Source organism: Alcanivorax sp., assembly GCF_040118815.1.
In the GTDB taxonomy this organism is placed as follows: Bacteria; Pseudomonadota; Gammaproteobacteria; order Pseudomonadales; family Alcanivoracaceae; genus Alcanivorax.
Genome location: NZ_JBEDTC010000004.1, coordinates 35,913 through 61,422, shown reverse-complemented (window position 1 = coordinate 61,422; position 25,510 = coordinate 35,913). Strand labels below are relative to the sequence as shown.

General features: G+C 57.9%; 26 protein-coding genes and 1 pseudogene. 16 read left to right on the top strand and 11 right to left on the bottom strand.

Translation table 11 applies throughout. The features are described from left to right. Window positions 1-22: 22 nt before the first annotated feature. Window positions 23-2,104, top strand: coding sequence for a type II secretion system secretin GspD (gene gspD / locus ABNH18_RS03640; protein WP_349381518.1), 2,082 nt, complete (start codon window positions 23-25; stop codon window positions 2,102-2,104). A gap of 122 nt (window positions 2,105-2,226) precedes the next feature. Here the strand turns inward: gspD and ABNH18_RS03635 are convergent, their stop codons facing one another. Both ABNH18_RS03635 and ABNH18_RS03630 read right to left on the bottom strand, forming a co-directional pair. Continuing rightward, window positions 2,227-3,246, bottom strand: coding sequence for a tetratricopeptide repeat protein (locus ABNH18_RS03635; protein WP_349381517.1), 1,020 nt, complete (start codon window positions 3,244-3,246; stop codon window positions 2,227-2,229). Then, complete coding sequence (locus tag ABNH18_RS03630) at window positions 3,230-4,732, bottom strand: adenylate/guanylate cyclase domain-containing protein (protein ID WP_349381516.1); 1,503 nt, start codon at window positions 4,730-4,732, stop codon at window positions 3,230-3,232. Before ABNH18_RS03630 ends, ABNH18_RS03635 begins: the two co-directional genes overlap by 17 nt. Window positions 4,733-4,923: 191 nt before the next feature. On the opposite strand from ABNH18_RS03630, the gene ABNH18_RS03625 reads away from it, so the two are divergent. Then, window positions 4,924-5,907 carry an alpha/beta fold hydrolase gene (locus ABNH18_RS03625; protein ID WP_349381515.1) on the top strand — a complete coding sequence of 328 codons (984 nt, stop codon included), beginning with the start codon at window positions 4,924-4,926 and terminating at the stop codon, window positions 5,905-5,907. Continuing rightward, window positions 5,876-6,391, top strand: coding sequence for a pyrophosphohydrolase domain-containing protein (locus ABNH18_RS03620; RefSeq protein ID WP_349381514.1), 516 nt, complete (start codon window positions 5,876-5,878; stop codon window positions 6,389-6,391). The genes ABNH18_RS03625 and ABNH18_RS03620 overlap by 32 nt, the downstream gene beginning before the upstream one ends. 191 nt (window positions 6,392-6,582) lie before the next feature. Here the strand turns inward: ABNH18_RS03620 and ABNH18_RS03615 are convergent, their stop codons facing one another. Beyond that, window positions 6,583-8,589, bottom strand: a complete 2,007-nt coding sequence (locus ABNH18_RS03615; protein ID WP_349381513.1) for an SDR family oxidoreductase — start codon at window positions 8,587-8,589, stop codon at window positions 6,583-6,585. Window positions 8,590-8,823: 234 nt separating this feature from the next. Here ABNH18_RS03615 and ABNH18_RS03610 point away from each other — a divergent pair, with 234 nt between their 5' ends. From ABNH18_RS03610 to ABNH18_RS03585, 6 genes are all read left to right on the top strand, one after another. Beyond that, a complete protein-coding gene (locus ABNH18_RS03610; protein ID WP_349381512.1) occupies window positions 8,824-9,456 on the top strand; it encodes a TetR family transcriptional regulator in 633 nt (210 codons plus the stop codon). A 115-nt stretch (window positions 9,457-9,571) separates the two neighbouring features. Then, window positions 9,572-9,901, top strand: a complete 330-nt coding sequence (locus tag ABNH18_RS03605; protein ID WP_349381511.1) for a hypothetical protein — start codon at window positions 9,572-9,574, stop codon at window positions 9,899-9,901. A 68-nt stretch (window positions 9,902-9,969) separates the two neighbouring features. Next, entirely contained in the window at window positions 9,970-10,653 is a 684-nt protein-coding gene (locus ABNH18_RS03600) for a nitroreductase (RefSeq protein ID WP_349381510.1), read from the top strand. Between the two features lie 89 nt (window positions 10,654-10,742). Next, window positions 10,743-11,105, top strand: coding sequence for a putative quinol monooxygenase (locus ABNH18_RS03595; RefSeq protein WP_349381509.1), 363 nt, complete (start codon window positions 10,743-10,745; stop codon window positions 11,103-11,105). Window positions 11,106-11,235: 130 nt separating this feature from the next. Then, window positions 11,236-12,165 (top strand): AAA family ATPase, encoded by a 930-nt coding sequence (locus ABNH18_RS03590; RefSeq protein WP_349381508.1) that lies wholly within the window; start codon window positions 11,236-11,238, stop codon window positions 12,163-12,165. Between the two features lie 50 nt (window positions 12,166-12,215). Continuing rightward, entirely contained in the window at window positions 12,216-13,544 is a 1,329-nt protein-coding gene (locus ABNH18_RS03585) for a VWA domain-containing protein (protein WP_349381507.1), read from the top strand. Window positions 13,545-13,556: 12 nt separating this feature from the next. Here ABNH18_RS03585 and ABNH18_RS03580 read toward each other — a convergent pair whose 3' ends face one another. Continuing rightward, window positions 13,557-15,983: a hybrid sensor histidine kinase/response regulator gene (locus ABNH18_RS03580; RefSeq protein ID WP_349381506.1), complete on the bottom strand. Its 2,427-nt coding sequence runs from the start codon at window positions 15,981-15,983 to the stop codon at window positions 13,557-13,559. A gap of 138 nt (window positions 15,984-16,121) precedes the next feature. Between ABNH18_RS03580 and ABNH18_RS03575 the strand changes: the two genes are divergently transcribed. Then, complete coding sequence (locus ABNH18_RS03575) at window positions 16,122-16,673, top strand: porin family protein (RefSeq protein WP_349381505.1); 552 nt, start codon at window positions 16,122-16,124, stop codon at window positions 16,671-16,673. Between the two features lie 128 nt (window positions 16,674-16,801). On the opposite strand, the gene ABNH18_RS03570 is transcribed toward ABNH18_RS03575, so the two are convergent. Together ABNH18_RS03570 and ABNH18_RS03565 are read right to left on the bottom strand one after the other, a co-directional pair. Further along, window positions 16,802-18,136: an ABC1 kinase family protein gene (locus tag ABNH18_RS03570; RefSeq protein WP_349381504.1), complete on the bottom strand. Its 1,335-nt coding sequence runs from the start codon at window positions 18,134-18,136 to the stop codon at window positions 16,802-16,804. A 230-nt stretch (window positions 18,137-18,366) separates the two neighbouring features. Continuing rightward, window positions 18,367-18,795, bottom strand: coding sequence for a hypothetical protein (locus ABNH18_RS03565; RefSeq protein WP_349381503.1), 429 nt, complete (start codon window positions 18,793-18,795; stop codon window positions 18,367-18,369). 256 nt (window positions 18,796-19,051) lie between these two features. Between ABNH18_RS03565 and ABNH18_RS03560 the strand changes: the two genes are divergently transcribed. Further along, complete coding sequence (locus tag ABNH18_RS03560) at window positions 19,052-19,432, top strand: hypothetical protein (protein WP_349381502.1); 381 nt, start codon at window positions 19,052-19,054, stop codon at window positions 19,430-19,432. A 38-nt stretch (window positions 19,433-19,470) separates the two neighbouring features. Here ABNH18_RS03560 and ABNH18_RS03555 read toward each other — a convergent pair whose 3' ends face one another. Further along, a complete protein-coding gene (locus tag ABNH18_RS03555) occupies window positions 19,471-19,662 on the bottom strand; it encodes a hypothetical protein (RefSeq protein ID WP_349381501.1) in 192 nt (63 codons plus the stop codon). A gap of 187 nt (window positions 19,663-19,849) precedes the next feature. Further along, on the bottom strand, window positions 19,850-20,686 hold the full coding sequence (locus ABNH18_RS03550) for an SDR family oxidoreductase (protein WP_349381500.1): 837 nt from the start codon (window positions 20,684-20,686) through the stop codon (window positions 19,850-19,852). Between the two features lie 157 nt (window positions 20,687-20,843). Here ABNH18_RS03550 and ABNH18_RS03545 point away from each other — a divergent pair, with 157 nt between their 5' ends. Genes ABNH18_RS03545 through ABNH18_RS03535 form a run of 3 tightly spaced genes read left to right on the top strand, consistent with a single transcriptional unit; the run spans window position 20,844 to window position 22,523 of the window. Then, the gene (locus ABNH18_RS03545) at window positions 20,844-21,860 is read left to right on the top strand and encodes an AraC family transcriptional regulator (protein ID WP_349381499.1); all 1,017 of its coding nucleotides are present in this window, start codon (window positions 20,844-20,846) and stop codon (window positions 21,858-21,860) included. 58 nt (window positions 21,861-21,918) lie between these two features. Further along, the gene (locus tag ABNH18_RS03540; protein ID WP_349381498.1) at window positions 21,919-22,329 is read left to right on the top strand and encodes an HIT domain-containing protein; all 411 of its coding nucleotides are present in this window, start codon (window positions 21,919-21,921) and stop codon (window positions 22,327-22,329) included. Continuing rightward, window positions 22,329-22,523: a CPXCG motif-containing cysteine-rich protein gene (locus ABNH18_RS03535; RefSeq protein WP_349381497.1), complete on the top strand. Its 195-nt coding sequence runs from the start codon at window positions 22,329-22,331 to the stop codon at window positions 22,521-22,523. The genes ABNH18_RS03540 and ABNH18_RS03535 overlap by 1 nt, the downstream gene beginning before the upstream one ends. A gap of 158 nt (window positions 22,524-22,681) precedes the next feature. Here ABNH18_RS03535 and ABNH18_RS03530 read toward each other — a convergent pair. The 3 genes and pseudogenes from ABNH18_RS03530 to ABNH18_RS03520 form a co-directional block, all read right to left on the bottom strand. Further along, a pseudogene (locus tag ABNH18_RS03530) lies at window positions 22,682-22,958 on the bottom strand (Rdx family protein). Then, window positions 22,958-23,539: a YajG family lipoprotein gene (locus ABNH18_RS03525; protein WP_349381496.1), complete on the bottom strand. Its 582-nt coding sequence runs from the start codon at window positions 23,537-23,539 to the stop codon at window positions 22,958-22,960. Before ABNH18_RS03525 ends, ABNH18_RS03530 begins: the two are co-directional and overlap by 1 nt. A 22-nt stretch (window positions 23,540-23,561) precedes the next feature. Continuing rightward, on the bottom strand, window positions 23,562-24,533 hold the full coding sequence (locus ABNH18_RS03520; protein WP_349381495.1) for a polyprenyl synthetase family protein: 972 nt from the start codon (window positions 24,531-24,533) through the stop codon (window positions 23,562-23,564). A 264-nt stretch (window positions 24,534-24,797) separates the two neighbouring features. Between ABNH18_RS03520 and rplU the strand changes: the two genes are divergently transcribed. Continuing rightward, a complete protein-coding gene (gene rplU, locus ABNH18_RS03515; protein ID WP_007148862.1) occupies window positions 24,798-25,109 on the top strand; it encodes a 50S ribosomal protein L21 in 312 nt (103 codons plus the stop codon). 45 nt (window positions 25,110-25,154) lie between these two features. Beyond that, window positions 25,155-25,415, top strand: coding sequence for a 50S ribosomal protein L27 (rpmA, locus tag ABNH18_RS03510; RefSeq protein ID WP_349381494.1), 261 nt, complete (start codon window positions 25,155-25,157; stop codon window positions 25,413-25,415). Window positions 25,416-25,510 lie beyond the last annotated feature (95 nt).

Sequence of the window (25,510 nt, the reverse complement as noted above, 5' to 3'; positions counted from 1 at the left end):
AACGTCTCTATCAAGAATAATAATGCTGCTGGCGCTGTCGGCTGTCATGGCCACAGCCCATGCGCGGACAACGAATGAAGTGCAGGCCAGTGACGACGGCAAGAGCTGGACGGTGAATATCCGCAATGCGGACATTCAGGCGTTTATCAGTCAGGTAGCTGACATGACGGGCAAGAACTTCGTGGTGGATCCTCGGGTTCGGGCTCGGGATGTGACGGTGGTGTCCACCAAGTCACTGACTTCCAATGAAGTCTATGAGTTGTTCCTGTCCGTGCTGCAGGTGCACGGCTACGCGGCGGTGCCGGCCGGCGACATCATCAAGATTGTACCCAATACTACTGCCAAGCAGAGCAATCTGCCGTTGGTGGGTAAGGGGACCACCTCCGGTGAGGAACTGGTGACTCGCGTGATTCCGGTGGAGAACTCGCCGGTGGAAGAGCTGGTGCCGGTGTTGCGTCCTTTGGTGCCACAGTACGGCCACCTGGCTGCGGTGGGCTCGGCCAATGCGCTGATTATCAGTGACCATCTGGACAATATTCGCCGTATGGAAGCCATTATTGCCAGCCTGGACAATGCGGAATCCGAAGATCTGCAGGTGATTAAGCTGAAGCATGCGTTCGCCGGCGATATGGTGAAAATGCTGGAAAGCCTGACACCCCAGACCGGCGGTCGACGTGGCAAAACGTCGGAAGGCGACGTCACAGTGGTCGCCGATGAGCGCACCAATCGCCTGATTATTAAAGGTGATCGGATCACTCGTCAGCGCATGGTGCAGATGGTGAACAGCCTGGATACCGAAGAAAGCGACAACGGCGGTGTGCAGGTCGTGCGCCTCAGCCATGGCGACGCCAAGACCCTGGCCGAATTGCTCAAGAACTTTGCCGAAGGCGCTTCGGTGACCAAGGCTGGTGGCGACGGCAAGACTACGGCAAGCACGACATCGGGCAACAGCAAGGTCTCCATCCAGGCAGACGAGTCACTCAATGCATTGGTGATCCGGGCCGAGCCGGCCATGATGAAAGAGCTGCAATCGGTAATCAGCCAGCTGGATGTGCGCCGAGCGCAGATTCTGATAGAAGCGGCGATTGTGGAAATTTCCGGGGAGCAGGGCAAAAACCTGGGCTTCCAGTATGTGGCCGGTAGCGATGATAGTGGTGTGGGCGCAGTGAATTTTGGCGGCAACGGGCTAAGCATCAACTCTGTGCTGCAGGCGGTGGCCACCGATGATCCTTCCGGTCTGAGTCTGGGCGATGGCATCACTGCTGGCCTGGGCGAAACCGATTCCAATGGCGACTTGAAGTGGGGGGCGCTGATTCAGGCGCTGTCCACGTCATCGGATGTGAACCTGCTGTCCACGCCCAGCATTCTGACCCTGGACAACGAAGAAGCCTCCATCGTGGTGGGTGAAAACGTGCCTTTCGTGACCGGGCAAAGCACCAACACCGGTTCCGGGGTGTCTAACCCGTTTACGACCATTCAGCGTGAAGACGTGGGCCTGACTCTCAAGGTCACCCCTCATGTGGCGGGCTTGTCCACCATTCGTCTGGAGCTGGAGCAGGAAAACTCCGCGGTGAAAGATTCAGCCGGTGATGCGGTGGATATCGTGACGACTACCCGCAAGTTGCAAAGCACGGTGCTGGCGGACGACGGTGAAACCATCGCGCTGGGCGGTCTGATCAAGGACGATATTCGCGTTACGGTGCGCAAGGTGCCGTTGCTCGGCGATATCCCGGTGCTGGGCTTTTTGTTCCGGTCCACCAGTAAGGATCGGGTAAAGAGTAACCTGATGGTTTTTCTGAAGCCGACGATTCTGGCCAACAACGATCGGCTGGTGCAGATGAGCCGCGAGAAGTACATGGGGCTCACCGCCTTGCAGTTCCGTCTTAACAAAGAGGGCGAGTTGGAGCAGGTAGAGAAACACCCGATCCCGCAGGCCTTGGACCATATTTTTGAAGGGCGCAACCCGGTCCCACAGGACTTCCGTGATGCCTACTTTGATCAGCAGGATGCGCCGATTCCGGCCACTCAGAAAGAGATCAAGGACAAGGAGCCGCGCAAGGTGCCTGGTGTCGATCGCAAGGCGGAGAGTGAGCCTGATATTTAATCAGGGCTCGTTTCTCGGCAAAAAAAAGCGCTTCGGCGCGTTTTTTTATGGGCTTGTGCCTGGGTAAGTGCTGCCACGAATGTCTTGGCATCAGGCATCAGGCATCAGGCATCAGAATCTGATCAGGATTGCTGGAGGCTGCGCAGGTTGGTCAGTACACGCTGGCTGCGCTCCAGTTTCTTATTGAGCTCTTCGTTGTCCGGATATAGCGGGGCGACCTGTTTCCAGATGCGGTAAGCCTCGCGATATTGGCCGCGGGCGTAGAGCGCTTCCCCAGTGTTCATCTCTTCCGCGAAGCGGCGGCGGCACCATTGCTCCAGCCGTTTTCGGTGGCTGGCCAGGGCCGGGTTGCCCTGATGCCGGTTCAGGAAGGCGCGGGCGGCGAGCAGGGATTGCAGCTGGCCATTGCGCTGGTAGCGGCTCATTAGTTGTTCCGCTTCGGTTTGCAGGGCCTGGTTACGCTTGGCGCGGGCGCGTTGTTCTTCGTTGTTCAGTACTTGCTGGGCTTGAGCCAGTACCGGGGAGGCGTCGGCTTGGGGAGCCAGCAGGTGAGCGGAGCGCAGCAGGTCGCGGGCCTGCATCCACTGCTCCCGTTCACCGAAATATTCGCCCAGGGTGGTCAGGTCCTGAACCAGCTGTTGACGTTCTTCGGCCAGGGTCTGGCGTTCCTGCTTGGCGTGGGGGGCGTGGAAGGCGGCCAGCTGCTGCTCCAGTCTATCGTGGGCCAGCATGGCGGTAGCCTGGGCCTGGCGTCGCTCTGCCAGTAAATGGTTCAGCTGGCGCTCTTCCAGGGTCGACAGGGCGGTGCTTAATTCATCCATGGCCGCCGGATTCAGCACCTTGTCGCGGTTCTTGTTCAGCAGGGTGAAGGCGTCCTCCCATTGCTGGTTTCTGCCCAGTTCCTGTGCCTGCTGAATGATGTGTTGGCGGTACGCCTTGCTGGCCTGGCGAATCCCGGGATATTGCTCTTGCAGGGCCGGGTATTCGGGGTGGCCGGGTTTTGTCTCTTCAATAATAGTGGCAGCCCGGGCGTAGTCGTGCTGTTCCAGCGCGGCGCTGATGTCGCTTTCCGGGTGAGGATTGCCGAAGGTCGTGCAGCCAGCCAGTACCGTGGCCAGGGTTAGGCTACTCGCCTTGTACACGTTGATGCTCCGTGTTCAGTTTTGCCAGGAACTGGGCAATACGCTGTTCCATCAGGGTTTCCGACAAGGCGTGGACACCGTCGATGCGGTGGGTGCTCACCGGTTCCGCCTTGCCGCGAATTCGCATGGCGCCGAATTCCGTAGCACGCACCCGGGAGGCGATGTTGGGGTTGGACAGTAGCGGTGCGGCAGCAATGATCTCGTTGCCACCGGCCATGTTCGACAGTCGCGAAGCCAGGTTCACCGCATCGCCGACCACGGTGTATTGCATGCGATCGCGCGAGCCAAGATTGCCGGCCAGCATGTCGCCGGAATTGATGCCGATACGAAATGCCACGGTGGTTTCGCCACGGGCGTTGCGATATTCATTGAGCCGTTCAACCAGCCGCTGGATCATCACGGCACAACACAATCCGTGAAACAGATGTTCGTCATCTTTCTCCGGCACGCCGAAGACAATCATGGCGCAATCGCCCATGTATTTGTCGATGGTACCCCGATAAAAGCTGGTGGCCGTGGTGATAGCATCAAAGTAGACGTTGAGCATGTCGGCGATCGCTTCGGGCGTCAGATTTTCGGACAGCCGGGTGAAGCCGACAATATCGGCAAAGACCACGGTGGCGGAAACGTCACGGCCACCGAGCTGCACCTGATCCAGGTCAGCCATCATGTTGCGGGCCACAGAGGGGCTGACAAAACGTTGCAGCACCCGTTCCACCTGGTCTTTCTCCAGCATGCCGTGAGCCATGGTGTTGTAGGCTTCGATCAGACCGCCGATTTCATCGTTACGGCGGTCTTGAATGCGGTAGTTCAGGTCGCCTTTGCGCATGGCGCTAGTGGCGGCCAGCAGATCATGAATGGGCTGAGCAAGCCGGCGGCTGATCAGAAAGGCCACGATAATGGCGATTACGCTCATGATCAGGGTGGCGGTCACCATGGTGTCCTGAACGGCCTGGCGGGCAGCCATGATGGGGCGGTCGGACAGGGAAATGGCGGTATGCCCGGCTACTGCATCGTTAATTTTGATGGGCGCGTAGTAGGTGGTGACTGGCTCATCTTCCAAGTCCCACCGTTTTACTTGTTCGTGCAGTGGGCTGGCGGCCAGCGGCAGAATGCCGGCCTTGTCGATCAGGTTTCCGTCCCGGCCAAACAGGGCGGCGCCGCGAACACTGTCACTGCGGGTGAGGTTGTTGAGCTGTACTTTGAGAAAGAAGGTGTCGTCAGCTAGCAGGGGTTCCCGGGCCGTGTTAGCGAGTTGCTGAGCGATGGCGGTCCCAAAGCTGTCGGCCTGGTCGCGCATGCGGCTGAGCTGATTGTTGAGTAGCAGCGTGCCGAGGATGGTCATGCCGCAAAGAATCAGCAGGGAGATGGATAGCCCCAGCTTCCAGGCCACCGGGAAATATGCGGGCACATAGGGAGCAAGCCACTCGCCGAGGCGGGTGCGTTGAGGCGGGCTGGATTGTTCGGGTCCCTGTGCAGTGCTCACGTCTTGTCCCTGGTATAGCTGTCCGGTGATTCTCCGGATTTCTAAGACAAGCAGGCCCCCGCTGTGCTTGTCAGCGGCAGTCCTTGCTGTCAAATTCAGGCATGTGCCTTATGCCAACAATAGCATTTTCGTCGTGCCGGGTAAGTAGCCGTCTGACTGTTTATTACCCGGCCCTGAATTAGGATATGAGTATGGCGTTTACGCGAGAGCGGCAGGTCCCCGCGAATGGGCTGGATTTCTTTGTGGCGGAGTCCGGTGAGGCCGGTGCCCCGCTGGTACTGTGCCTGCATGGGTTCCCGGAATGCTGGGCGTCCTGGCGGTATCAGTTGCCGGTGCTGGCCCAATCCGGTTATTACGCGGTAGCCCCGGATTTGCGCGGTTATGGTTTTACCGGTGGCCCGAAAGAGGCAGATTCCTATCGGCAGAGTCTGCTGGTGGAGGACGTGATGGCGCTGATTCAGGCCCTGGGCTACGAAAGTGCCATTTTGATGGGGCATGACTGGGGATGCGGTTTGGCCTGGCAGGTCGCGCGGCAGCACCCGCAAACCATCAAAGCCGTGATTGGCATGTCGGTTCCCTATGGTGGGCCGGCCCCGGAGCCGCCCACCGCCGCCATGCGCAAGCTGTTTGAAGATCGTTTCTTCTACATGCTCTATTTCCAGCAACCGGCGTTACCGGAGCAGGAGCTGGAAACCGATGTGGCACATAGCTTGCGATGTATCTTCCATGGTTTGTCGGCGGAGGGTATTGCGGATTTCAATGCGAAGCCCGATGACACCGGTTTTCTTCAATCCATGCCGGTCCCGGATACCCAGCCGCGCTGGATGCGCGAGGAAGATTTGGCTTACTACGTGGAGCGTTTTGAACACAGTGGTTTTACCGGGCCGATCAACTGGTACCGCGCGATGGATGCCTCCTGGGAAGAAAGCCGCGAGGACAGTCACTGGCAGATTGCCATGCCGACCTTGTTTATCGGTGGCTTGCAGGACCCAGTGATCATGTTTGGTCAGAAAGCTCTGCAGCGCATGCCAGATTATATTCCTGACCTGCGTACGGTCATGCTGGATCAGTGCGGTCACTGGATCCAGATGGAGCAGGCGGCGGAAGTAAACCGCGAAATTTTGGCGTTTCTGGAGGAGATTCATGCCAGTGAAAGAAGTGCCAGTAAAAAATAGCGCCAGTAATTTTCACAAGGTGGGCGCCTTTCATCGGGCTTTTTCCCTGCCGGTGGAGCCGAAGCCGGTGGTGCCGGACGACGCGACCGTGCGTTTGCGGCTCGCCCTGCTGCTGGAGGAGTTTCATGAGCTGGCCGAAGCGACCTGCCAGAATGCCAGTGATAGTCAGCAGGCGTTTCTGGCGACGTTGGCCCAGGCCCGCGAGCAGTTGGAGGCGCTGGGTGGCTTTCAGGTGGACCTGGTTGAGGTAGCGGATGCGCTTACCGATATCAACTATGTTACCTACGGCGCAGGGCATACCTTTGGTATCGACCTCAATGCCTGCTGTGAAGAGGTGCATCGCAGCAACATGAGTAAGCTGGGCGCCGACGGTAAGCCGATGAAGGATGCGCGGGGCAAGGTGCTGAAGGGGCCGGCGTATTCGCCTCCGTCGTTGGCGCCGTTACTGGCGGCTCAAGCGGGTGGCGAGTGTGGCGCTGAGTAACCTGTAGGCTGCGCGCGCTATTGGTTGGCCAGACGAAATAAAGAAACCCTGACCCATATCAAGGCGGGGTGGAGCAAGGGGCGGCACTATGGCTGCGGGATTTGATCCCGCTGCGTATGCTTCCGGTTGTCTCCGGAAACAATTAGGCCCCGGAAACGGGGCCTTTTTTTGTCCGCGTGAAGCGTCTTCCTTTACCAATGAATCCCCTTGAACAGCCGTGAGAAGGCTGCCTGTTCGCGGCGAATCTTCTTCGGCGAGCCTTCCTTGTCTCCCAGTGCTGCAGTGGAATCCGAGAACAGCTTGTATCCGGTGTTCATGATGGTTTCGGTAACCCGGGGGGTGATGAAGTGCATCACCTGCCCCATGACTCCCAGGTTGGTGGCAATGCGTTTTGGCTGACGCACAATGGCGTCACAAATCATGTCCGCCGCCTGGGTCGGGCTGATGGTTGGGACGTGATTGTAGATTTTGGTGGGCGCAATCATCGGGGTGCGAACCAACGGCATGTTGATGGTGGTGAACCTGATCCCTTCATGGGCGAGCTCACTGGCTGCGCAGCGAGTGAACGCATCCAGCGCCGCTTTTGATGCCACGTAGGCGGAAAAGCGGGGCGCGTTGGTGAGTACGCCGATGCTGGAAATGTTGATCACGTGGCCGCTGCCATTTTCGATCATGCTGGGCATCAGCTGCATGATCAGCCGCAGGGCACCGAAATAGTTCAGCTGCATGGTGCGTTCATAATCGTGAAAACGATCAAACGCATGCACCACGGAACGTCGAATGGAGCGCCCGGCGTTGTTCACCAGAATGTCCACTTGGCCATGGTCGGCGAGAACCTGTTGCACCAGGTTGTCCACGTCGGTCAGGTCGGATACGTCACAGCTGTAGGCCTGTGCGGTGCCGCCCAGCTGGTCGATTTCATGCAGGGTTTCTTCCAGTTTTTCGGCGGTACGGGCAATCACCAGCACCGTGGCGCCGGCGCGAGCCAGTTTCAGCGCGCTGGCCTTGCCGATGCCGGAGGTGGCGCCGGTAACCATGACCACTTTGCCTTCCACCCGTTCAGGCAGGGTGGGCAGGGGTTGCAGTTCATCTTTGCGCTCACCGCGGTCCGGGTCCAGGTGGTTTTCCCAGAAATCCCACAGTTGTTGGATATAGCTTTCCAACTCGGGCGCAGCGATGCCGGTGCCTGCCAGGGCGGCTTTGGCGCGGCTGTTGTCGTACTCGGTGGGGAAGGTGAGGAACTTCATGGCCGAGGGCGGAATGTCCAGGTTGTCTAACGCGGCATTGACCAGCAGGTTGGGGGTCAGGGCGCTGACGCTTTTGCGGATAAAACCGGGTACCACGTCGAACAGGCGGTTTTCCAGTTTTAGCGCCATGCGTGGAGCCTGGGCGGCACCGGCAACGATGTCCATGATTTCCCCCAGGCTGTAGCTGCGGTCTGCAGTCAGGTGGAAGCATTGGCTATCGTGATCGGGTTGGTGCGCAATGTGCTCCAGGGCGTCCGCCACGAAATCCACTGGCACCACATTGAAGTGTCCGCCTTCCACGCCGATCAGGGGCACCCAGTTGGGCAGCACGTCTTTCAGCTTCTGGATGAATTTGAACAGGTAGTAGGGGCCGTCCACTTTGTCCATGGCGCCGGTTTCGGAGTGTCCGACAACCATGGCTGGGCGATAAATGCGCCAGGGGATTTTGCTTTCCTGGCGCACCAGCGCTTCGGATTCGTGCTTGGTCAGCAGGTAGGCGTCATCCAGCCCGGTAGCTTCTTCGAACATGTCCTCGGTGAAGGTGCCGTCGTAAAGGCCGGCGGCGGCAATGGAGGAGACATGGTGAAAGCGGGCGGCCTGGATTTTCTCAGCCAGTTTCAGTGTTTGCCGGGTGCCTTCGATGTTGGTGTAGCGCTGGGTGTTTTCATCGGCGGTCAGGTCATAAATGGCGGCCAGATGGAAAAAATGATCGATTTGCCCGTTCAGGTCATCCTGGTCGCGCTTGCTGACGCCGAGCAGCTTTTCGTTGATGTCGCCATGAATGGCCACCAGACGGTCTGCGTCCACGCCAAGCCGGCTGCGCAGGGCGTCCAGCTTGTACTCGGAGCCACAGCGAACCAGGGCAAAAACACGGGCATCGTCGCGTTTCAGCAGGCGGCCAACCAGAAAACGGCCGATAAACCCGGTGGCACCGGTAACGAAATAGTTCATTGTTTTCCCCTTGTGCTTCCTTGCTGCCTGCTCGGGCAGGCAGTTTGTGTTGTAGCGCTGTCTGATCATGCGCCGTGATCAGGCCGGGTGACAAATCTTCGGCCTTACATCTGTAAGGTGAATTCTGTTCCAGCTAACAAGTGTTTGTCAAAGATTGTTTTGTAATCGCCCATTGGTTGCGCCTTGCTTATGATTTATGGGATTATTTAACTAACATTTGTTAGTGATACTGTTATGGCTGAAACAGCGCGGCAGCGCCAGAAGCGGCAAACCCGGGAGCGGATTCTGGAATCCGCCCGACATCTTATGGCGGGCGGGCGAGGACTGGACAGCCTGGGCCTGCGCGAAGTGGCCCGGGAATCCAGCCTGGCGGCCACGTCCCTGTATAACCATTTCCCGGATATGGACGCGCTGGGATTGGCGTTGATCGATTCCTGCTGTTTTCGGCTGCGCTCGGCCATGGAGTACGAACGGCGCAGCATGATTGAAATCGGTGCGGCCCAGGCGGTGCAGGAGCTGGTGGGGCGGTTTTCCCGTTACATTGCAGAGAACGGCAATGATTTTCGGCTGCTGGTGCAGCAGCGTTTGGGCAGCCATGACCGCTACCGGTTGAGAATTCAGCGCGAATTACAGCTGCTGGTGGATGAGCTGGCCGAAGACGTGCGCCAGGCGGTCGCCAGCCAGGGGCGGGTGCAGGTGCCAGCGGAACAAGAGGCGCAAGCGGCCATTGCGATCATGTTCGGCGCCGGCATTTCCATGCTCGACAGCAGCCCGGCGGCGCGCCGTATGGTGGCCGATCATGCTTGCCTGCAGCTGGAAATGATGGCGCTGGGCGGTAGGCAGATGGCGGTAGGTAATCGGCTATGAAATGGCTGTTTGTGACGTAATTCGTGGGTTTGTGTCGAAAAATGCACTAAAAAGGGTCGCTAATCCAGCAGCGTTAATACCGCAACGTTGCTGTCGATTGCCACAGGAGGTGGCGATGCCGTTCGATCCGAAGGACCCATACGACGCAGCAGCGCTGTATGACATGTGGCTTAATTGCAGCCGCTGCCCTGTCACCTTTGATTTTGAACCCGGTGGTGAGGTGAATCTGGATTATTACCACCGTATCGGTCAGCAGGCTCGGATCGATAACTGGGCCGTGTTGCCCGCCCGTAGCCACGGTAATGAACTGGTGTTCAATGTGCTTTGCCCAGCGTGCGCCCGGCGCTTGGGTGTGGATGGCTGCGATGGTCGCATGGAGCTGGCCGCGCCGGTGATCGACCAGATCTGCCAAGCAATGCGTGACGCGTCCGAACAAGCGGCCTGATCACTACGGTCATCGTGTCTGTCTTCTTGCCCCGGTAGACTCGGAGCGAGTTTTGACAGGAGCCTTCCATGACCGCCCACGATATTTCCCTGGCTGATGCCATGATCCAGCGCCGTTCCGTACGCGGCTTTACCGACAAGCCAGTGCCTCAAGAGGTGCTGGATGCGGTGTTTTCTCTGGCCCAGCATTCCCCCTCAAACTGCAATATCCAGCCTTGGAAAGTGTGGGTGGCCTCCGGGGCGACCCGCGATGTGCTGCGCGAGCGCATGGTGGAGAAGGTCACCAGCGGCGTGCCGTTTGCGCCAGACTACGACAGCCTGCCTCGATTCGAAGGCGTTTACCGAGAGCGTCAGGTGGATTGTGCCATGGCGCTCTATGGCAGCATGGGTATTGCCCGCGAAGATCGCCCCGGGCGGCAGCGGGCTGAATTGCGTAATTTCGAGTTGTTCGATGCGCCCCACGTGGCGTTTATCGGCATGGAGCGGGATTTTGGCGTCACCGTGGGCCTGGATGTGGGCATGTATGTGCAGTCGCTGCTGCTGTCCATGAGCGCTTATGGGCTGGGGGCCTGTGCCCAGGGCAGCATGCGTTACTACCCGGACGACGTGCGGGAGATGCTGAGAATTCCATCCAGCACGGCCATCGTGCTGGGGATTAGCTTTGGGTATGAGGACCCGGACATCGCGGCAAACCAGGCTCGGGTAGGCCGGGTGCCTGTCTCCGATTCGGTGCAGTTTTGCGATAGCCTGTAGCTGATTTCATGCCCTGAAGACAGGGAGGGTCCGGGCAGCGGTGGCGCGATTGTGCTACAATGGTCGTTTTCCCAGCGTAGTGACCCTCCATGATCATAGTGAAAGGCTCCTTTCCCGTGAAAGAAGACGAACAGCCCCATGCGTTGGAGCTGGTGCAGGCGCTTGCCAGTGCGTCGCGGGGAGAGTGTGGGTGTCTGGCCTATGAGGTATACCTGCAGGCGGATGCACCCAGAGTGATTATGGTGTGGCAGCAGTGGTCAAACCTGGATGCGTTGGAAATCCATTTTGGTTCCGAGCATGTGGACGTCTTTCTCGACGCCATACCCGACATGATTGATGGCGATGTCACGTCGGCCCGCTTTGACGTGTCCAGCATGGATGGTGACCCCATTGTGGAAGAGGTGAACGAGATCGCCCCTGTGGTGCTGGCGGGCAATATCACCCTGCACTGAGTGTCTCGCAACACGGTTTCTAGCTCCCCGCTATCTTCTCTCACGTTTCCCTCCACGTTTCAGGCGTGCAGATGCCATTCCCGGCCAGAGCTTCCTGCGCTACCCTCTGAGGTCTGTTGCAGGAGCACCCATGAAGACCCGTATTGATTCCGTCGAAGATATTATTCGCAGCTTCTCCGAGCAGGGTTACATCTGTAGCGAGCGTATTGCGCTGGCGGTGTATCTGGCTGCGCAGTTGCACAAGCCGGTGCTGGTGGAAGGCCCGCCGGGAGTGGGAAAAACCGAGCTGGCCAAAGCGGCCGCTGCATTCCTGGAGGCGCCGCTGATTCGGTTGCAGTGCTATGAAGGGCTGGATGAAAGCCGGGCGCTGTACGAATGGAAGTACGGCAAGCAGTTGTTGTACACGCAGCTGCTGCGCGACAAGTTGGGCGGGATGCTGGCCGATACGGATAGCCTGGAAGCTAGCATGGATCGCCTGGGGGATCTGGGCGAGGCGTTTTACAGCGAAAAATTCCTGGAACCTCGCCCTCTGTTGCATGCGTTACGCAGCGATGAACCCGCTGTGCTGTTGATTGATGAAATCGACAAGGCGGACCAGGAATTCGAGGCGTTTCTTCTTGAGCTGCTATCGGACTTCCAGATTTCCATCCCTGAACTGGGCACCGTCAAGGCGCGCCATCAGCCCCTGGTGCTGTTGACCAGTAACGATCAGCGTGAGCTCTCCGATGCGCTCAAGCGCCGCTGTTTGCACTTGTATATTCCCTACCCCGAAGCCGAGCTGGAAGCGAATATCGTGGCAGCACGGGTCCCGGATCTGGATGCACGATTGCGCGAGCAGTTGGTAGCGTTTATTCAGTACCTTCGCGAGCAGGACATGAAAAAATTGCCGGCCATTTCTGAAACCCTGGATTGGGCCCGGGCATTGGTGTTGTTGCATGCGGATTCGCTGGAACAGGAGCAGGTGGCGGATACGTTGAACCTGGTCTTGAAGACCGAACAGGACGTGACCCTGGCGCGGGAGTTATTGCCTGCCTGGTTGCGCAAGCTGGGCAAACGCTGATGCCGGTCCGTCGCCTTTCTGAATTTGTGCAGGCACTGAGAGGAGCCGGCTTGCGGATATCGCCAGATGAGGCGACCCAGAGCATGGATGCGGCAGCGCTGGTGGGCTATCAGGGGCAGCAGCGTTTTCATGACGCCTTGGCGATGACGCTGGTAAAGCGCGAAGAGGATCGTCCTGCCTTTGAGGAAACCTTTGCGCGATTCTTTGCCGTATCGTCTGATGAGGCGTCAGCCTCATCGCAAAACGGTGCTATGCCGGCGCCGGTAGAGGTCGCTCGCGAAGGAAATATTCCATCCCAAGGCGATGACGGGGTGGCGGGCAATGGCGAGGAAAATGGCGTCCCCGACCTGACGACACAAACCCCTGCTGAGCTGGACCAGAGTCTGGCGGAGGCTGCGGCACAAATGGATTTCACCCAGATGGAGGTGATTACCCAGCAGGGCCTGTATACCCGCCGGCTGTTGATGAATATGGGCATGGGTGCGGTGGGTGACCGGATTTTGCAGCTGGACCAAGGCGATGCCTCCCGGCAGGCGAAGGCAGATACATTGCGCCAGTGGCGGCGCGAAGTGCGAGAGCAGGCGGCCAATCATGTGCGGCGCCAGTTTCTGTTACACGGTGTGGGCAAGGGCAGGGCGCTGCGCGAGCAAACCATGCGTGCGGTCCCGTTTCGGCATTTACGCGAATTTCAGGAAGTTAAAAGCCTGGTGCGCCGTATGGCGCGGCGTCTGGCCAGCCTGCATCAGCGGCGCATGAAGAAAAGTCGGCGCGGCATGCTGGATGCCCGGCGTACGCTGGTGGGGAGTATTCGTCATGACGGTGTTCCGGCCCGTTTGCACTGGCGACAGCGGCCCGTGCAGAAAAGTCGGGTGATGGTGATTTGCGATGTGTCCAGCTCGGTGAGTGATGCGGCCCGCTTTCTGCTCCAGTTTCTCTATGCCATGAATGACGTGCTACCACGGGTGCGCAGCTTTGCGTTTGCCTCACGCTTTGATGAAATCAGTGAGGACTTTCAGCGCTACAGTCCAGATGTGGCGGTGGGGCGGGTGCTGGATCGTCTTTCTGGCAGTGGTACCGATTACGGCGAGATGTTTGCGGATTTCTGGCGCCGTTGCGAGCGGGAGCTGGATGGCCACACTACGGTTATCATTCTGGGCGATGCCCGCAACAACTACCTCCCGGAGGGGGCAGAGGTGTTGGCCCAGATTCGTCGGCGAGTGAAGCAGGTGTGGTGGTTGAATCCGGAAGCCCGTTCGCGCTGGAACAGCGGCGATGCGGTGATGGATCGTTATTTGCCCCATTGCCGGCTGGCCCGCCAGTGCGCCTCGCTGGATGACCTTGAGCGTATTGTGGACTCGCTGCTCAAAGGGCTGAATTAGGCGTTTCCGCCATTAACGTTTTTGGGTTTTCGGTGGGGGAGTCCCTGCGTCGCGCAGGATTTTCCGCAAGGTGGCTTGTAGTCGCGCCAGGTTCACCGGCTTGGCCAGATGCCCGATCATGCCAGCATCGTGGCAGGCATGGATTTTGTCGGGTATGGCGTGGGCGGTTAGGGCGATAATGGGCACCCAGGGCAGGCGGCCTTCCTGTTGCAGCTTGATAATCGCTCGTGAGGTTTCAAAGCCGTCCATGTCTGGCATTTCGCAATCCATTAATACCAGGTCGAAGTGGGTCTCGGCGGACATCAAGACGGCGATGGCTTCCAGTCCACTTTCCGCAACTTCCGTTTCGTAGCCCAGTTTCTGGCACAGCCCTTCGGCCACCATCAAGTTAATGTGGTTGTCATCAACGATCAGCAATCGGCCACCGGGCAGGCTTGGCAGGTTGTCCGCCACAGGTTCGCTGGTGAAGGTGTCGGCGGGGTCTGTGGACGGTAGCGGCAGGCGGAACCAGAAGCGGGAGCCTTGCTTGGGTCGGCTGTCGACACCAATTTCTCCGCCCATGATTTCCACCAGTTGCCGGCAAATAGCAAGCCCGAGGCCGGTGCCGCCATAACGCCGGCTGGTGGAGCTGTCGCCTTGCTGGAAGTGATCAAAAAGCCGGTGTTGCTGCTCTTCAGAAATGCCGATGCCACTGTCCTGTACTTCAAAAAAGGCGTAATCCGCATTGTCCGGATCCCGCTGTACTTGCACGGTGATGGTGCCATTGTCGGTGAATTTCACCGCGTTGCTGATTAGGTTCACCAGAATTTGTCGCAGTCGCACAGGGTCACCCAGGCAGCGTTCGCCTACGTGGGGGGCAATCTCCAGGGTCAGGGTGTTGGAGTGAACGTGGGCCTTGTGCTGGAACAGGGCCAGGGATTCATTAATCAGGTTGAACAGGTTGAAGCTGGTTTGCTCGATGGGCATTTTCCCCGCTTCGATGCGGGAATAATCGAGAATGTCGTTGATCAGGTTCAGCAGGCTGTTTCCAGACTGTTCAATCACGTTCAGGTTGTGGCGTTGGTCATCATCCAGGGGGGTGCCCTTGAGCATGTCCACGGTGCCGATAATGCCGTTTAGCGGCGTGCGGATTTCATGGCTCATGACTGCCAGAAATTCGCTGCGGGCACTGAGTGCGGCATTCAGTTCGCCGGTGCGTTCGGTGACGCGTTGTTCCAGTACTTCGTTGGCTTCGCGCTGAATGCGGGCGTTCTCGCTTTTCAATACGGTCATGCGATGCGCCAGCGCAAAGGACAATAGCAGCGCTTCGGTAAAAGTGCCCAGCTGCATGATGTTTTCCAGTATCCAGCCGCCATCGATAAGCTGAAACGTTTTCAGAATATAGGCGATGGTGGCCAGTGCTACGGCGGTGAATGCCAGTAAAAAATAGCGGGCAGGACTATAACCTTGCTGGATCAGCCAGATAGACAGGGCGATGGCGATAAGCGGCCAGGGCAGAATGACAGCGGTGCTGGCCTGAATGAAAAAATGAAAATTGACCAGTGTGAGTGGTGCGAATAGCACTAATGCGCTGGCGGTTGTCACCAGCCAGCGGTTGATCGCGGGGACGCGTTTTTTTAATTCCAAAAACTGGCAGGTAAACAGAATTGAAAACGCCAGCGTGAGCAGATTCAGTACGGGTAATGAGTAATGGTTCCATAGCGTGGCCTGGGGCCACAACCACTGATAACTCAGGCCTTCCCGGGTGAGCAGGTTCAGGGTGAAGGTCCCCAGGTAGAGAACGTAAAGCAGGTAGCTGCGGTCTCGTATTGAAACAAAGATCAGCAGGTTGAACAGGAATATGGCCACCATGGCGCCGAAATACAGCCCATGAAAAATGGAGACTTGGGTGTCTTGCTGATTGAAAGCGATGGGAGACATCAACGAGACAGGTAGCTCAATCACGTTGTCACCCTGGGCGCGCAGTAGCAGATAGCGCTGCGAATTCACAGGCAAGTTGAGCGTGGAGACCAGGTGATTGTGGGCAAAGGTGCGGGTGCCGAAAGGAACGCGATCGCCAAGGCGATTGTGCCACAGACGTGTGCCTTGCCGGTCAAACAGGTAGAGGTCGAGATAATCCAGGTGCGGGCGGCCAAGGCGCGCAAACCACAATGCCTGGCTGCTTTGGTTGTCGATCGGCACGAGGAACCATTGCGGCCCTTCACGAAAGCCCAGTGAGGGATACTTGTCGTGAATTTCTTCGCCCTCGCCGTCGAGAAAAGCCTGCAGGGCCATTTTCGGGCTGTAGGCGTGCTGTGCGTCGGCGAGCCATCGCATGCCGAGTGACGCCTGGTAGCTGTCCTGGTCATCGCTGAGGGTCAAGCTGTGCGCTGAGGCGGCCAGCACGAGCAGTAAAAGGCTGGCAATCCACTGCCTGAAGATGACGAATCCCTGTGTCATTCCCGATCCTGTTATCACTGTTATGTGGATACGGAGTTGGTGTTATTGATTCATTTTACAGAATTTACCGTAATCACTGGAACTGTGCGACAAACAAGGTCTCGAAATGGGTGACTTAACGGAATAAAGGAGTCCTGTATGAAAGTCATTATGCGTAATGCACTGGTTCTGTCCTGTTCACTGATTGCTGCCCCGGGTGCGTTTGCAGCCGGTCCGTACATTGGCGGTAACTACAGCCAGATTCAGTACGACAATGAAGAATACGACACGGACACCCTGAAAATCGATTCGGCTACCGTCAATGCCGGTTTTGAGTTCACGGATTTTCTGGCGCTGGAAGCGCGTGGTGGTTTGGGGTTTGATGAAGACTCCCAAGGTATCGCGGATTTCGAAATGGATCACTTGTACGGGGGCTACGTGAAGCTCGGTGCGCCTATTGGTGAAACAATCCGCCCATATATCATCGGTGGTTATACCAAGGTGAAAGGCAAGGTGTCGGCGAATGGCACGGTTGCTGGAGTGGACTACTCCTACAGCGATACGGAAACGTTTGAAGACGAGTCTTACGGTGCCGGCCTGGACTTCAATATCACAGAGACCGTTGGCGCGAACCTGGAATACATGCGCTATGTGGATACCGATGAAGAAGAAATTTCCGGTATCAGCGTGGGTCTGCGTTCCGCGTTCTAATTGCTGTTGTACAAACGGTAAAGCAAAAGCCCCTCCAATGAGGGGCTTTTTTGTGCTGCTTTGCGGCCGCTACACGGTTCACGTAACACGTTATAGGCAGGGTAAGCTTGCTGCGTGGCTGGCGTGGGCTAGTCCCCGGGGGTAGCGGTATCGATCGCTTTCTTCAGGTTGGGACGAAAAGCAGTGTTCACGCCGAGCTTCATCATGGTCCAGTAGTGCCCGCTAATCACACGCTCAATCAACAGGCTGCGCGAGGAGGGCTGGAATTTGAGCATTTGCTCCAGTGGCGTGCGTTTCACTTGGCGCATGATGTCGGTGTGCAGCTGGGAGCGACCAAAATCGTAGGGTTCGTCATCAAAAGCTCGCAGTAGCAGTTCGATCCAGACCGCATAAAAATCACCGCTGACCTGCGTGTCTTTCTTGCGAGCGCCCAGTTCCAGCAACAGGGTGTCCAGGGTGTCCCATTCCTTGTTGATGGCGGTGCGTACCAGGCGTTTCAGTAATTCGGCATCCTGTTCAGGCAGGCGCTTCACTGCGCCAAAATCGTAGATCACGATGGTGCCATCCGGGCGGAAGGCAAAGTTGCCGGGATGGGGGTCGCAGTGGACCGCACGGAACTGAAAGATCTGCTGGCCGATGGCATCGAACAGGCGCTCGCCCAGTTGGTTGCGGGTGTCTTGGTCGAAGCCGTGCGCGTCGTCGACCTGATCCAGCGCGGTGCCGGTTTCGTAGCTCAGGGTCAGCACCTTTTCGCTGGAAAGCGCCGCAAAAACCTGGGGGATCACCAGCCAGGGCTGGTCCCGGTGGAAGGCCTGGAAGTGCTCTAAATTGGTGGCTTCCTGTCGATAATCCAGTTCTTCGTGGAGCTGGTTGCGAATTTCCCGAAATACCGCATCCAGTGCCGCTTCATCCACTTTCAGTAAGCTGCCCAGGCGTAGAATGCGGCGCAGGTGTTTCATGTCTGAGTCGATGGATTCCTTGACCGCAGGATACTGCACTTTTACCACCACCTCGGCGCCGTCCGGGGTCACCGCGTGGTGTACCTGGCCAATGGATGCGGCGGCAAAAGGTTGTTCATCGAATCGGGTGAATAATTCGTTTAGTGGGGCGCCCAGTTCGCGCTCCAGCTGCCGGCGGATCACATGGAATGGCATGGGGGCGGAGGCGTTCTGGAGGACTTTCAGCTGGTCGCTGATTTCGGCGGGCAGGATGTCCTGCATTTGCGAGGCGATTTGGCCGACTTTCATCACCGCGCCTTTCATTTCCCCCAGTGTTGCCGCCACTTCCTTGCCGATGTGTTGCAGCAGCTTTTCCCGGTCGGCGGCCTTGGATTGATCCGACTGGAACAGTCCCTTGACCTGATGACCCGCCACGCGGGTAGCGATAGAGGTGGTCATGCCGGTGAGTCGAAACAATCGGCCGGTAGCGGTGGTGGGGCGTTTTCGGCGACGGTCGTCGGCCATGGTAAAACCTCGCGGGTTTTCTTGTTATGTCTGCGGTTCTGTTTCCTGCTGAATCAAGGCTAGCGTCATGTGAGCCCTGTGCACAAGGTGAAATGGTGCCAGAAGGGTGAAGGTGAGCGTTGGTTGTGCGGGAGAATCAGGCAAAGAAAAGGGGCCCAAATAGGGGCCCCCAAAAGGAGAGTAAGCAGAGTTAAAACAACACGGTTTACATCTTTAATGGAAAAACAGAATCAGGCGCGCTTTTCGCCGGTGGAAACCAGTTCGTTGAACAGTTTCTCGCCTTCTTCGCGGGCCGTGGCAACAGCGCCCAGGCCGGCTAGCAGGTATTCATTGGTTTCTTCAGCTTTCTCGCCGCGCTCTTTCTTGCCGGCTTCCAGCAGCTTTTCGTACAGGGCCTGACGCTTTTCCGGGGCGCTGTCGAGCAGTTCGCGGGCAGCAACCAGGGCGCCGCGGCTTGCCAGCAGGGCTTTAGGCTTGCTTTCAGCGTCGTCGCCAAAGGCTTTGGAGCCGTTTTCGACGTATTTGCTGAGCAGCTCTTCAGAGCCTTCTTCTGCCTTTTCATAGGCGCCCAAGCCTGCCAGGTAGAGCTTGTTGCCCAGTTCCTTGGCACGGTTTACCAGAGATTCGCTTTGTTCGCGGAGATCTTTCAGTTCGCCCATTTCGATCATTCCTTAACGTTGTTCGGTGAAAAAGAAAAAATTTCGCTGCAACGTTTGTCGCGCTGCGTGGACAAAGAGTAAGGATTCTTTTGGATAGAGCAGCTGGAGGCTGTCTAACAATTGGACACTAGAAAAGTGACGGTGAAGTTCCAAGGTGTGATATCCGTCAAAGTCAGTACGCCAAACCGACCATGGTCGGGATTTCGTCCCATGCGTACACTGGCAAAAAAGACTGTACCGGCTTAGAGAGAGCGACATGATTGAAAAGTTTATCGCCAAGGTGCCCTCCCGAATTTGGGCGGATGGCCGCCCGGGCCGTGCCCGTCAATGGGAGGCGGAATTTAATGTGGCGTCCTGGGTGCGTATCGCGGGTTCGCCGGGCAAGGTGCAGCTATTGGTGCGCTATATCGATAATAAGAATGACAAGGCGGTGTTGGTGGATACGGCCGATGTGGGCGGCGAGGGCAGTGCCCTGCTGTCCGGGTCTATTCGCTTGAAGCTGAGTGCCGAGGTAGAGCAGGTGCAGATTTCTTTGCGTTTGGCGGACCCCTCCATGACCCATGTGGTGGAAGAGCTGTTCATGCAGCGGCGTGGCGCGGCCTTGAAATCTTCCGACAAATTGATTTCCAACTACTGATTCTGCTTTGCGTGCAGTCGGTTGCCTGAATGCTTGTGTCAGCCTTGTCGGCTGACGCGTTGCGGGGCGGCCGGCCTGTCCGTGTCTTCGCTGTCCTGCGCACGCACTGTGGCGTCGCCGTTGTCGACCAGCGATTCCGGCCAGCTCTGAAAATCCAGCCCGGTGAGCCGGTTCAGGTTCTTCAGGGCTGTTTCAGGGCGGTGTTTGTGTAAGGTCAGTATCTTGCTCATGGCACTGTTCCCTGTGGTTTGGGATCAATAAAGCGAGAACTGTGCCAGTCTCGGGTTGCTGCTTTTTTCTTTTTATAACAATGATTTAAAAAAATGCTATGAAAAAGAGTACAGGGTGGCGAGCGAGGTGCGGCAGCAAGTGACAATTTTGGTAACCCCGTCTCGCAGGCCTGCCCTGTGGTGTTGGCTAGTCCAGGAAAAAGTCCGGTAGCAGCTGGTTGTCTTCCATTGCTGGGTCGACCCGGTACGGGCCGAAGTCCGTGGTGCCCGTTTCTCTCAGAATCTCCTCATCAATGAAATATTGCCCGGACGCTGTCTCCATGGGGCGTGACAGGATGGCGTGGGCGGCATCGGCCATGATGGAGGGTTGGCGAGCCGCCTGTACTGCCGGAACGCCGCCGAGTTGGTTCTGAACGGCGGCGGTGTTGATCACTGTTTTCGGCCACAGTGCGTTCACTGCGACTTTTCCCCGGTATTCATCGGCCATACCCAGAACGCACAGGCTCATGCCGTACTTGGCCATGGTGTAGGCCACGTGGCGGCCAAACCAGTGTGGTGTCATGTTGAGCGGTGGTGACAGGTTGAGGATGTGCGGATTCTCTGCCTTGCGCAGGTGGGGCAGGCATAGCTTGCTAGCCAGGAAAGTGCCACGGCTGTTGATCTGGTGCATCAAGTCGTAGGACTTCATGCTGGTGGCTTCTGTGCCGGTGAGAGCAATGGCGCTGGCGTTGTTGACCAGAATATCGATACCGCCGAAGGTGGCGACAGCCTTGTCCACGGCGGCCTGCAGCTGGTCTTCGTGACGGATGTCGCCCACGCAGACTAGTGGCGTGCCACCGGCTTCGCGAATCTCGTCAGCGGCGGTGTACAGGGTGCCGGGTAATTTCGGGTGCGGTTCGGTGGTTTTGGCGAACAAGACAATGTTGGCGCCGTCGCGGGCGGCGCGCACCCCGATGGCCTTGCCAATGCCGCGGCTGGCACCGGTGATAAACAGGGTTTTCCCTTTTAATGATGGTGTGCTCATGCTGCTCTCTCCCGAGCCTTAATGTGAATAACAAGGAACCTACCAAGCGCTTGGTTTGTTGGCAAGTACACGACAGTTACTTGTCACTTTTGCGCGGTGACGCTATGGTGATCCACTCGGTCATTTGGGGCCAGTAGAGCGAAATCGGAATGCAGTCATGACAATTCTAAAAATGGACCCGACGGAGTACTCCGTATCAGCAGAGTATCTGGCGTTGCTGCTGGATGTGTTGTCCCGGCGCGGTGTGGCCACGGAAACGCTGCTGGCAGATACTCGCATTGAGCCCGGGTGCTGGCGTGATCCGCAGGCGCGCATTACCGCTCAGGATTTTGAGAAGGTGGCGGCCCGGGCAATTGCGTTGTCCGGCGAGCCCTGGCTGGGTTGGGAGCTGGGTGCGTCCATGACCCTGTCGTCCCATGGTTTTCTCGGCTATGCCGCCATGAGCAGTGCCACGCTAGGTGAGGCACTGGAGCTGGCGGTCAAATACTTCCGCACCCGCAGCACACTGGTACAGCTGGAAACCTTTACCGATGGCGACATGGCCGTGATGCAGATCAACGAGCTATTGGCGCTGGGGGAGTTGGCGCCGCTGATCATGGAGAGTCTGTTTTCCAGTTTTCATTTCATGGGCGAGAAGCTGGTGCCGGGGCTGGATGTGGTTGGTGAGTTGCGTTTCTCCTACCCGGAGCCGGCGTATTTCGCGCGAATGCGTGAAGTGATGCCGGTGCCGGTGTATTTCGACTGTGCGTATAACCAGATGCGTTTTCCGGTGGAGCGGATGCGATATCCGCTGCAGTTTGCGGATCCACGCCTGGCGAGAATGGCGGCGGATCAGTGCGAGCAGGAGATGGCCAGCATCAAGCTGCCGCCGCCGTTGCTTGGGCAAGTGCGGCGCATCATTCTGGGCGGTGGTGGCCGCTTCCCTGGGGTGGAAGAGGTGGCAGGTGAGCTGCACATGTCGTCGCGCACGTTGAAGCGCAAGCTGCAGCAGTTGGGTACCAGTTATCAGGAAGTGCTGGATGGTCTGCGTAAAGGGTTGGCGGTGGAGTATTTGACCCAGTCCGAAAAAACAGTGGACGAAATTGCGATGACGCTGGGGTATTCGGATGCGTCCAATTTTGCTCGGGCCTTTAGGCGCTGGACGGCACGTAGTCCCTCGGATTATCGCCCATAGAATGACGTCAGGTGCTTGATGCCAAGCGGTGTTTCAAGACCTGTTACCAGGAGGAATTATGGCCACGCTTCATCCCCGTCTTGCTGTCGATACCCGCCCTTTGGGAGAAACGGATCTGTGTTGGTTGCGCTGGATGAACGATCAGCGGTTTGCCTGGATTATCGTGGTGCCCAAGCGCGATGGGCTGCGCGAGTGGCACCATCTGCCCGAGGGCGAGCAGCAGGCGTTGCTGGCACAGGTGAATACGTTGGCAGGCCAACTTGAGCGGGTTACCGGGGCGGACAAGATCAACATTGGCGCCTTGGGCAACATGGTGCCGCAGCTACATATCCATATCATCGCGCGTTTTGTGGATGACCCTTGCTGGCCCGGGCCGGTCTGGGGGCAGGGTCAACCAGAGTCTTGGGCGGAGGATCAGGTGCCAGACTGGATAGCCGAGCTGGTATTGCCGTCGGCAGGGGAGGCCTGATGGACGGATTGCTGCCGGTGACCGTTCAGTGCCCCCATTGTTGGGAGTCCATTGAGGTGTTGGTGGACCCGTCGGTGGAGGAGCAGGAGTACGTGGAGGATTGCCAGGTGTGTTGCCAGCCGTTGCTGTTTACCGTGGCGGTGCCATTTGGCAGTGAAGAGCCGCAAATAGAGGTGCGGCCGGAGAATGAGTAGCTGCAAGCCTCAAGCTATAAACCGCAACGCGCCGGGGAGCTTTCCCGAAGAATCGGCCTCTCTCGCCGCAACGTAAGTGTCGCCACGCGACTACAGCTGTTTTTGTTAATCGCAAGCATATGGCGCGTTGTAGCTTGAGCTATGCGGCTTGTTGCTAACTATTTATCAATATGCCCAAGCTTCCGCTCCGGGCAGACGGCATCGCGCACTCGCCGTTTTAGTTCGGTAATCTCCGCAAACCCGCCATCGTGTTTGCGCTCCCAGATTTGCTGGCCGTTGGCTTCAATTCAGAATACGCCGCAGGTCCCCGGTTGCAGGGCGACTTCGTCCAGCTCATCGCTGAAGGTGGCCAGCAGTTCTTGCGCATACCAGCCGCTACGCAGCAGCCAGTTGCAGGGGATCCCTGCTGCAGTAGTGAATCAATACGCGGTTCATCAGGGGGTGTCGTTGCCGGCCAGGAAGCCTTGCATTTCGGGGTCGTTCAGCATCCGGGTGATGGCGCCGCTGAGGATCTCGTTGACCATGGCCTGGTTGCGATCAGCGGTGGGGGTAAGCGGCAGATCGTGGACCACGCTGCTCTTGTAGGTGCCGGTATGGACCACGTTGTCACGGCTGGCTTCGGCTAACAGGGTTAGCGATAGAGTCACTTCGTTCACTACCGAGCCTTCTTCGGGCACGTAGTCCAGCTGCTCCAGACGGACTTCCAGGCGGGTGGCGTCGTCGCCGGCGTTGAAGGCGTTAAAGCCCTGGGTTTGCAGGCCTTTGCGCACGGCCTCTTCGATGGCGGCTTTTACGTCATTGGCGGGTTGCACCAGGGCGGTTTCCTTGTAGACGCCGCCACGCGTGCCGAAAGCCGCCTGGTCACGGGAATCCACGGCAATGACCTTAACCGGTTGGTTGTGGCCGACATTGGCGGCTTCAACGTTGGCCTTGGGGGTCACGTTGATCATTTGTGGGCTCAGGGCGCACCCGGCAAACAGGGTGGTCGCGGTCAAAATCAGGGCTGCACGCAGCATGGTAACTCCTTGGTCTGTACGCTCAGTAGGTACGCTTCAGCGACTCTTCCGCCAGGCGGAAGAGTGCATCCTTGTAGGGTGAGGCAGGCACCTGGGCAATGGCCTCCAGGGCGATGCGGGTCTGTTCTGCCGCTTTGTCCACCGTATATTGAAGACCGCCGCTGGCCCGAACGGTTTCAACGATTTGTTCGAGATGCTCCAGTCCGCCGCTGCGAATGGCGTCCTTGATCAGGGTGGCCTGTTCGGGGGAGCCGTTGGCGATGGTGTAGATCAGCGGCAGGGTGGGCTTGCCTTCGGCCAGGTCGTCGCCCACGTTCTTGCCGAGTTCGCTGGCGTCACCCTGGTAGTCGAGTACGTCGTCGATCAGCTGGAAAGCGATGCCCAGGTGGCGGCCGTAGGTGGCAAAGGCGTCCACATGGTCGTTGACATCATCTGCGCCCAGTACCGCACCGGTTTCCGCGGCGGATTCGAACATTTTGGCGGTTTTGTGATGGATCACCCGCATGTAGTTCTCTTCGCTGGTGTTGGGGTCGCGCACATTGATCAGCTGCAGGACTTCCCCTTCGGAAATGGTGTTGGTGCTCTGGGAAAAAATGTCCAGCAGGCGCGGGTGCCGTAGGGCCACCATCAGTTGCAGAGCGCGGGAAATCAGGAAGTCGCCCACTAGAACGCTGGCGGCGTTGCCCCACACCGCATTGACGGTGGGGCGCCCGCGGCGCAGGTTGGACTCGTCCACCACGTCGTCATGCAGCAGGGTGGCGGTATGCAGAAATTCGATGATCGCGGCCACGTCTACATGGCGATCGCCCTGATAGCCGGAGGCCCGGGCGCAGAGGACGGCGATCAGCGGGCGTAGCCGCTTGCCGCCGGATTGAATGATGTAATCGCCCACTTCGCGGATCAGGGGGACGTTGGAATCCAGGTGGTGACTGATAAACTGGTTCACCGCCTCGAAGTCGTCATCGACGACGGCATAGATAGCCTTGAAATCCATGTATTCAGGTCCAGACAAAGGGTGGCGCGACAGCGGGCAATGCTAGCAGTGGCTGGCGGGTAGTCAAGGAAACCGCAGCCCCCGTGATTACTGGGTCAAGACGTGCAGGAAAGGCTTGTGGGGTGGCGGCGCTTCGCGTACACTTCGCGACCCAATTTCATCCTCTGCCTGGCTTGCAAGTGGTGGTGGCTGTTTCCTGCACTGTTACAGTGATGTGGACGCCGTGGATCGCCCGCCTGAGTGGAGTTGTGCTGGAGCACACACATGTACGCAGTAATCAAAACCGGTGGTAAGCAGTATCGCGTTGAAGAAGGCGATGTTGTCCGCATCGAGAAAATTGAAGTAGCCACCGGCGAATCCGTTGATTTCGACCAGGTGCTGCTGGTTGCCAATGGTGACGACGTGAAAGTCGGCCAGCCCATGCTGGATGGTGCCAAGGTGACCGCGGAAGTGCTGGAGCAGGGCCGTCACAAGAAGATCAAAATTGTGAAGTTCCGTCGCCGTAAGCATTCCCGTAAGCAACAGGGTCACCGTCAGTGGTACACTGCGGTGAAAATCACCGGGATCCAGGGTTGATCCTTAAGACCTGATTTTTAGAAATTGAGTAGAGAGGATTGAGACATGGCACATAAAAAAGCCGGTGGTAGTACTCGTAACGGTCGCGATTCGCAGAGTAAGCGCCTTGGCGTGAAACGCTATGGCGGCCAGGTTGTCAGTGCAGGCGAAATCATTGTTCGCCAGCGCGGCACCAAATTTCACGCTGGTGGTAACACCGGTATGGGCAAAGACCACACCATCTTTGCCAAGGAAACCGGTCGTGTGAAGTTCGAAGTCAAAGGTCCGCTGAGCCGCAAATATGTGGTAATCGAGCCTGTGGCCTGATCCTGCCGGGATCCTGAAAAGCCCCGTGAGGCTCTCGCCCGCGGGGCTTTTTTGTATGTGTTTTTCGTGTTCCAAGCCGTACCCTATGCCGTAAA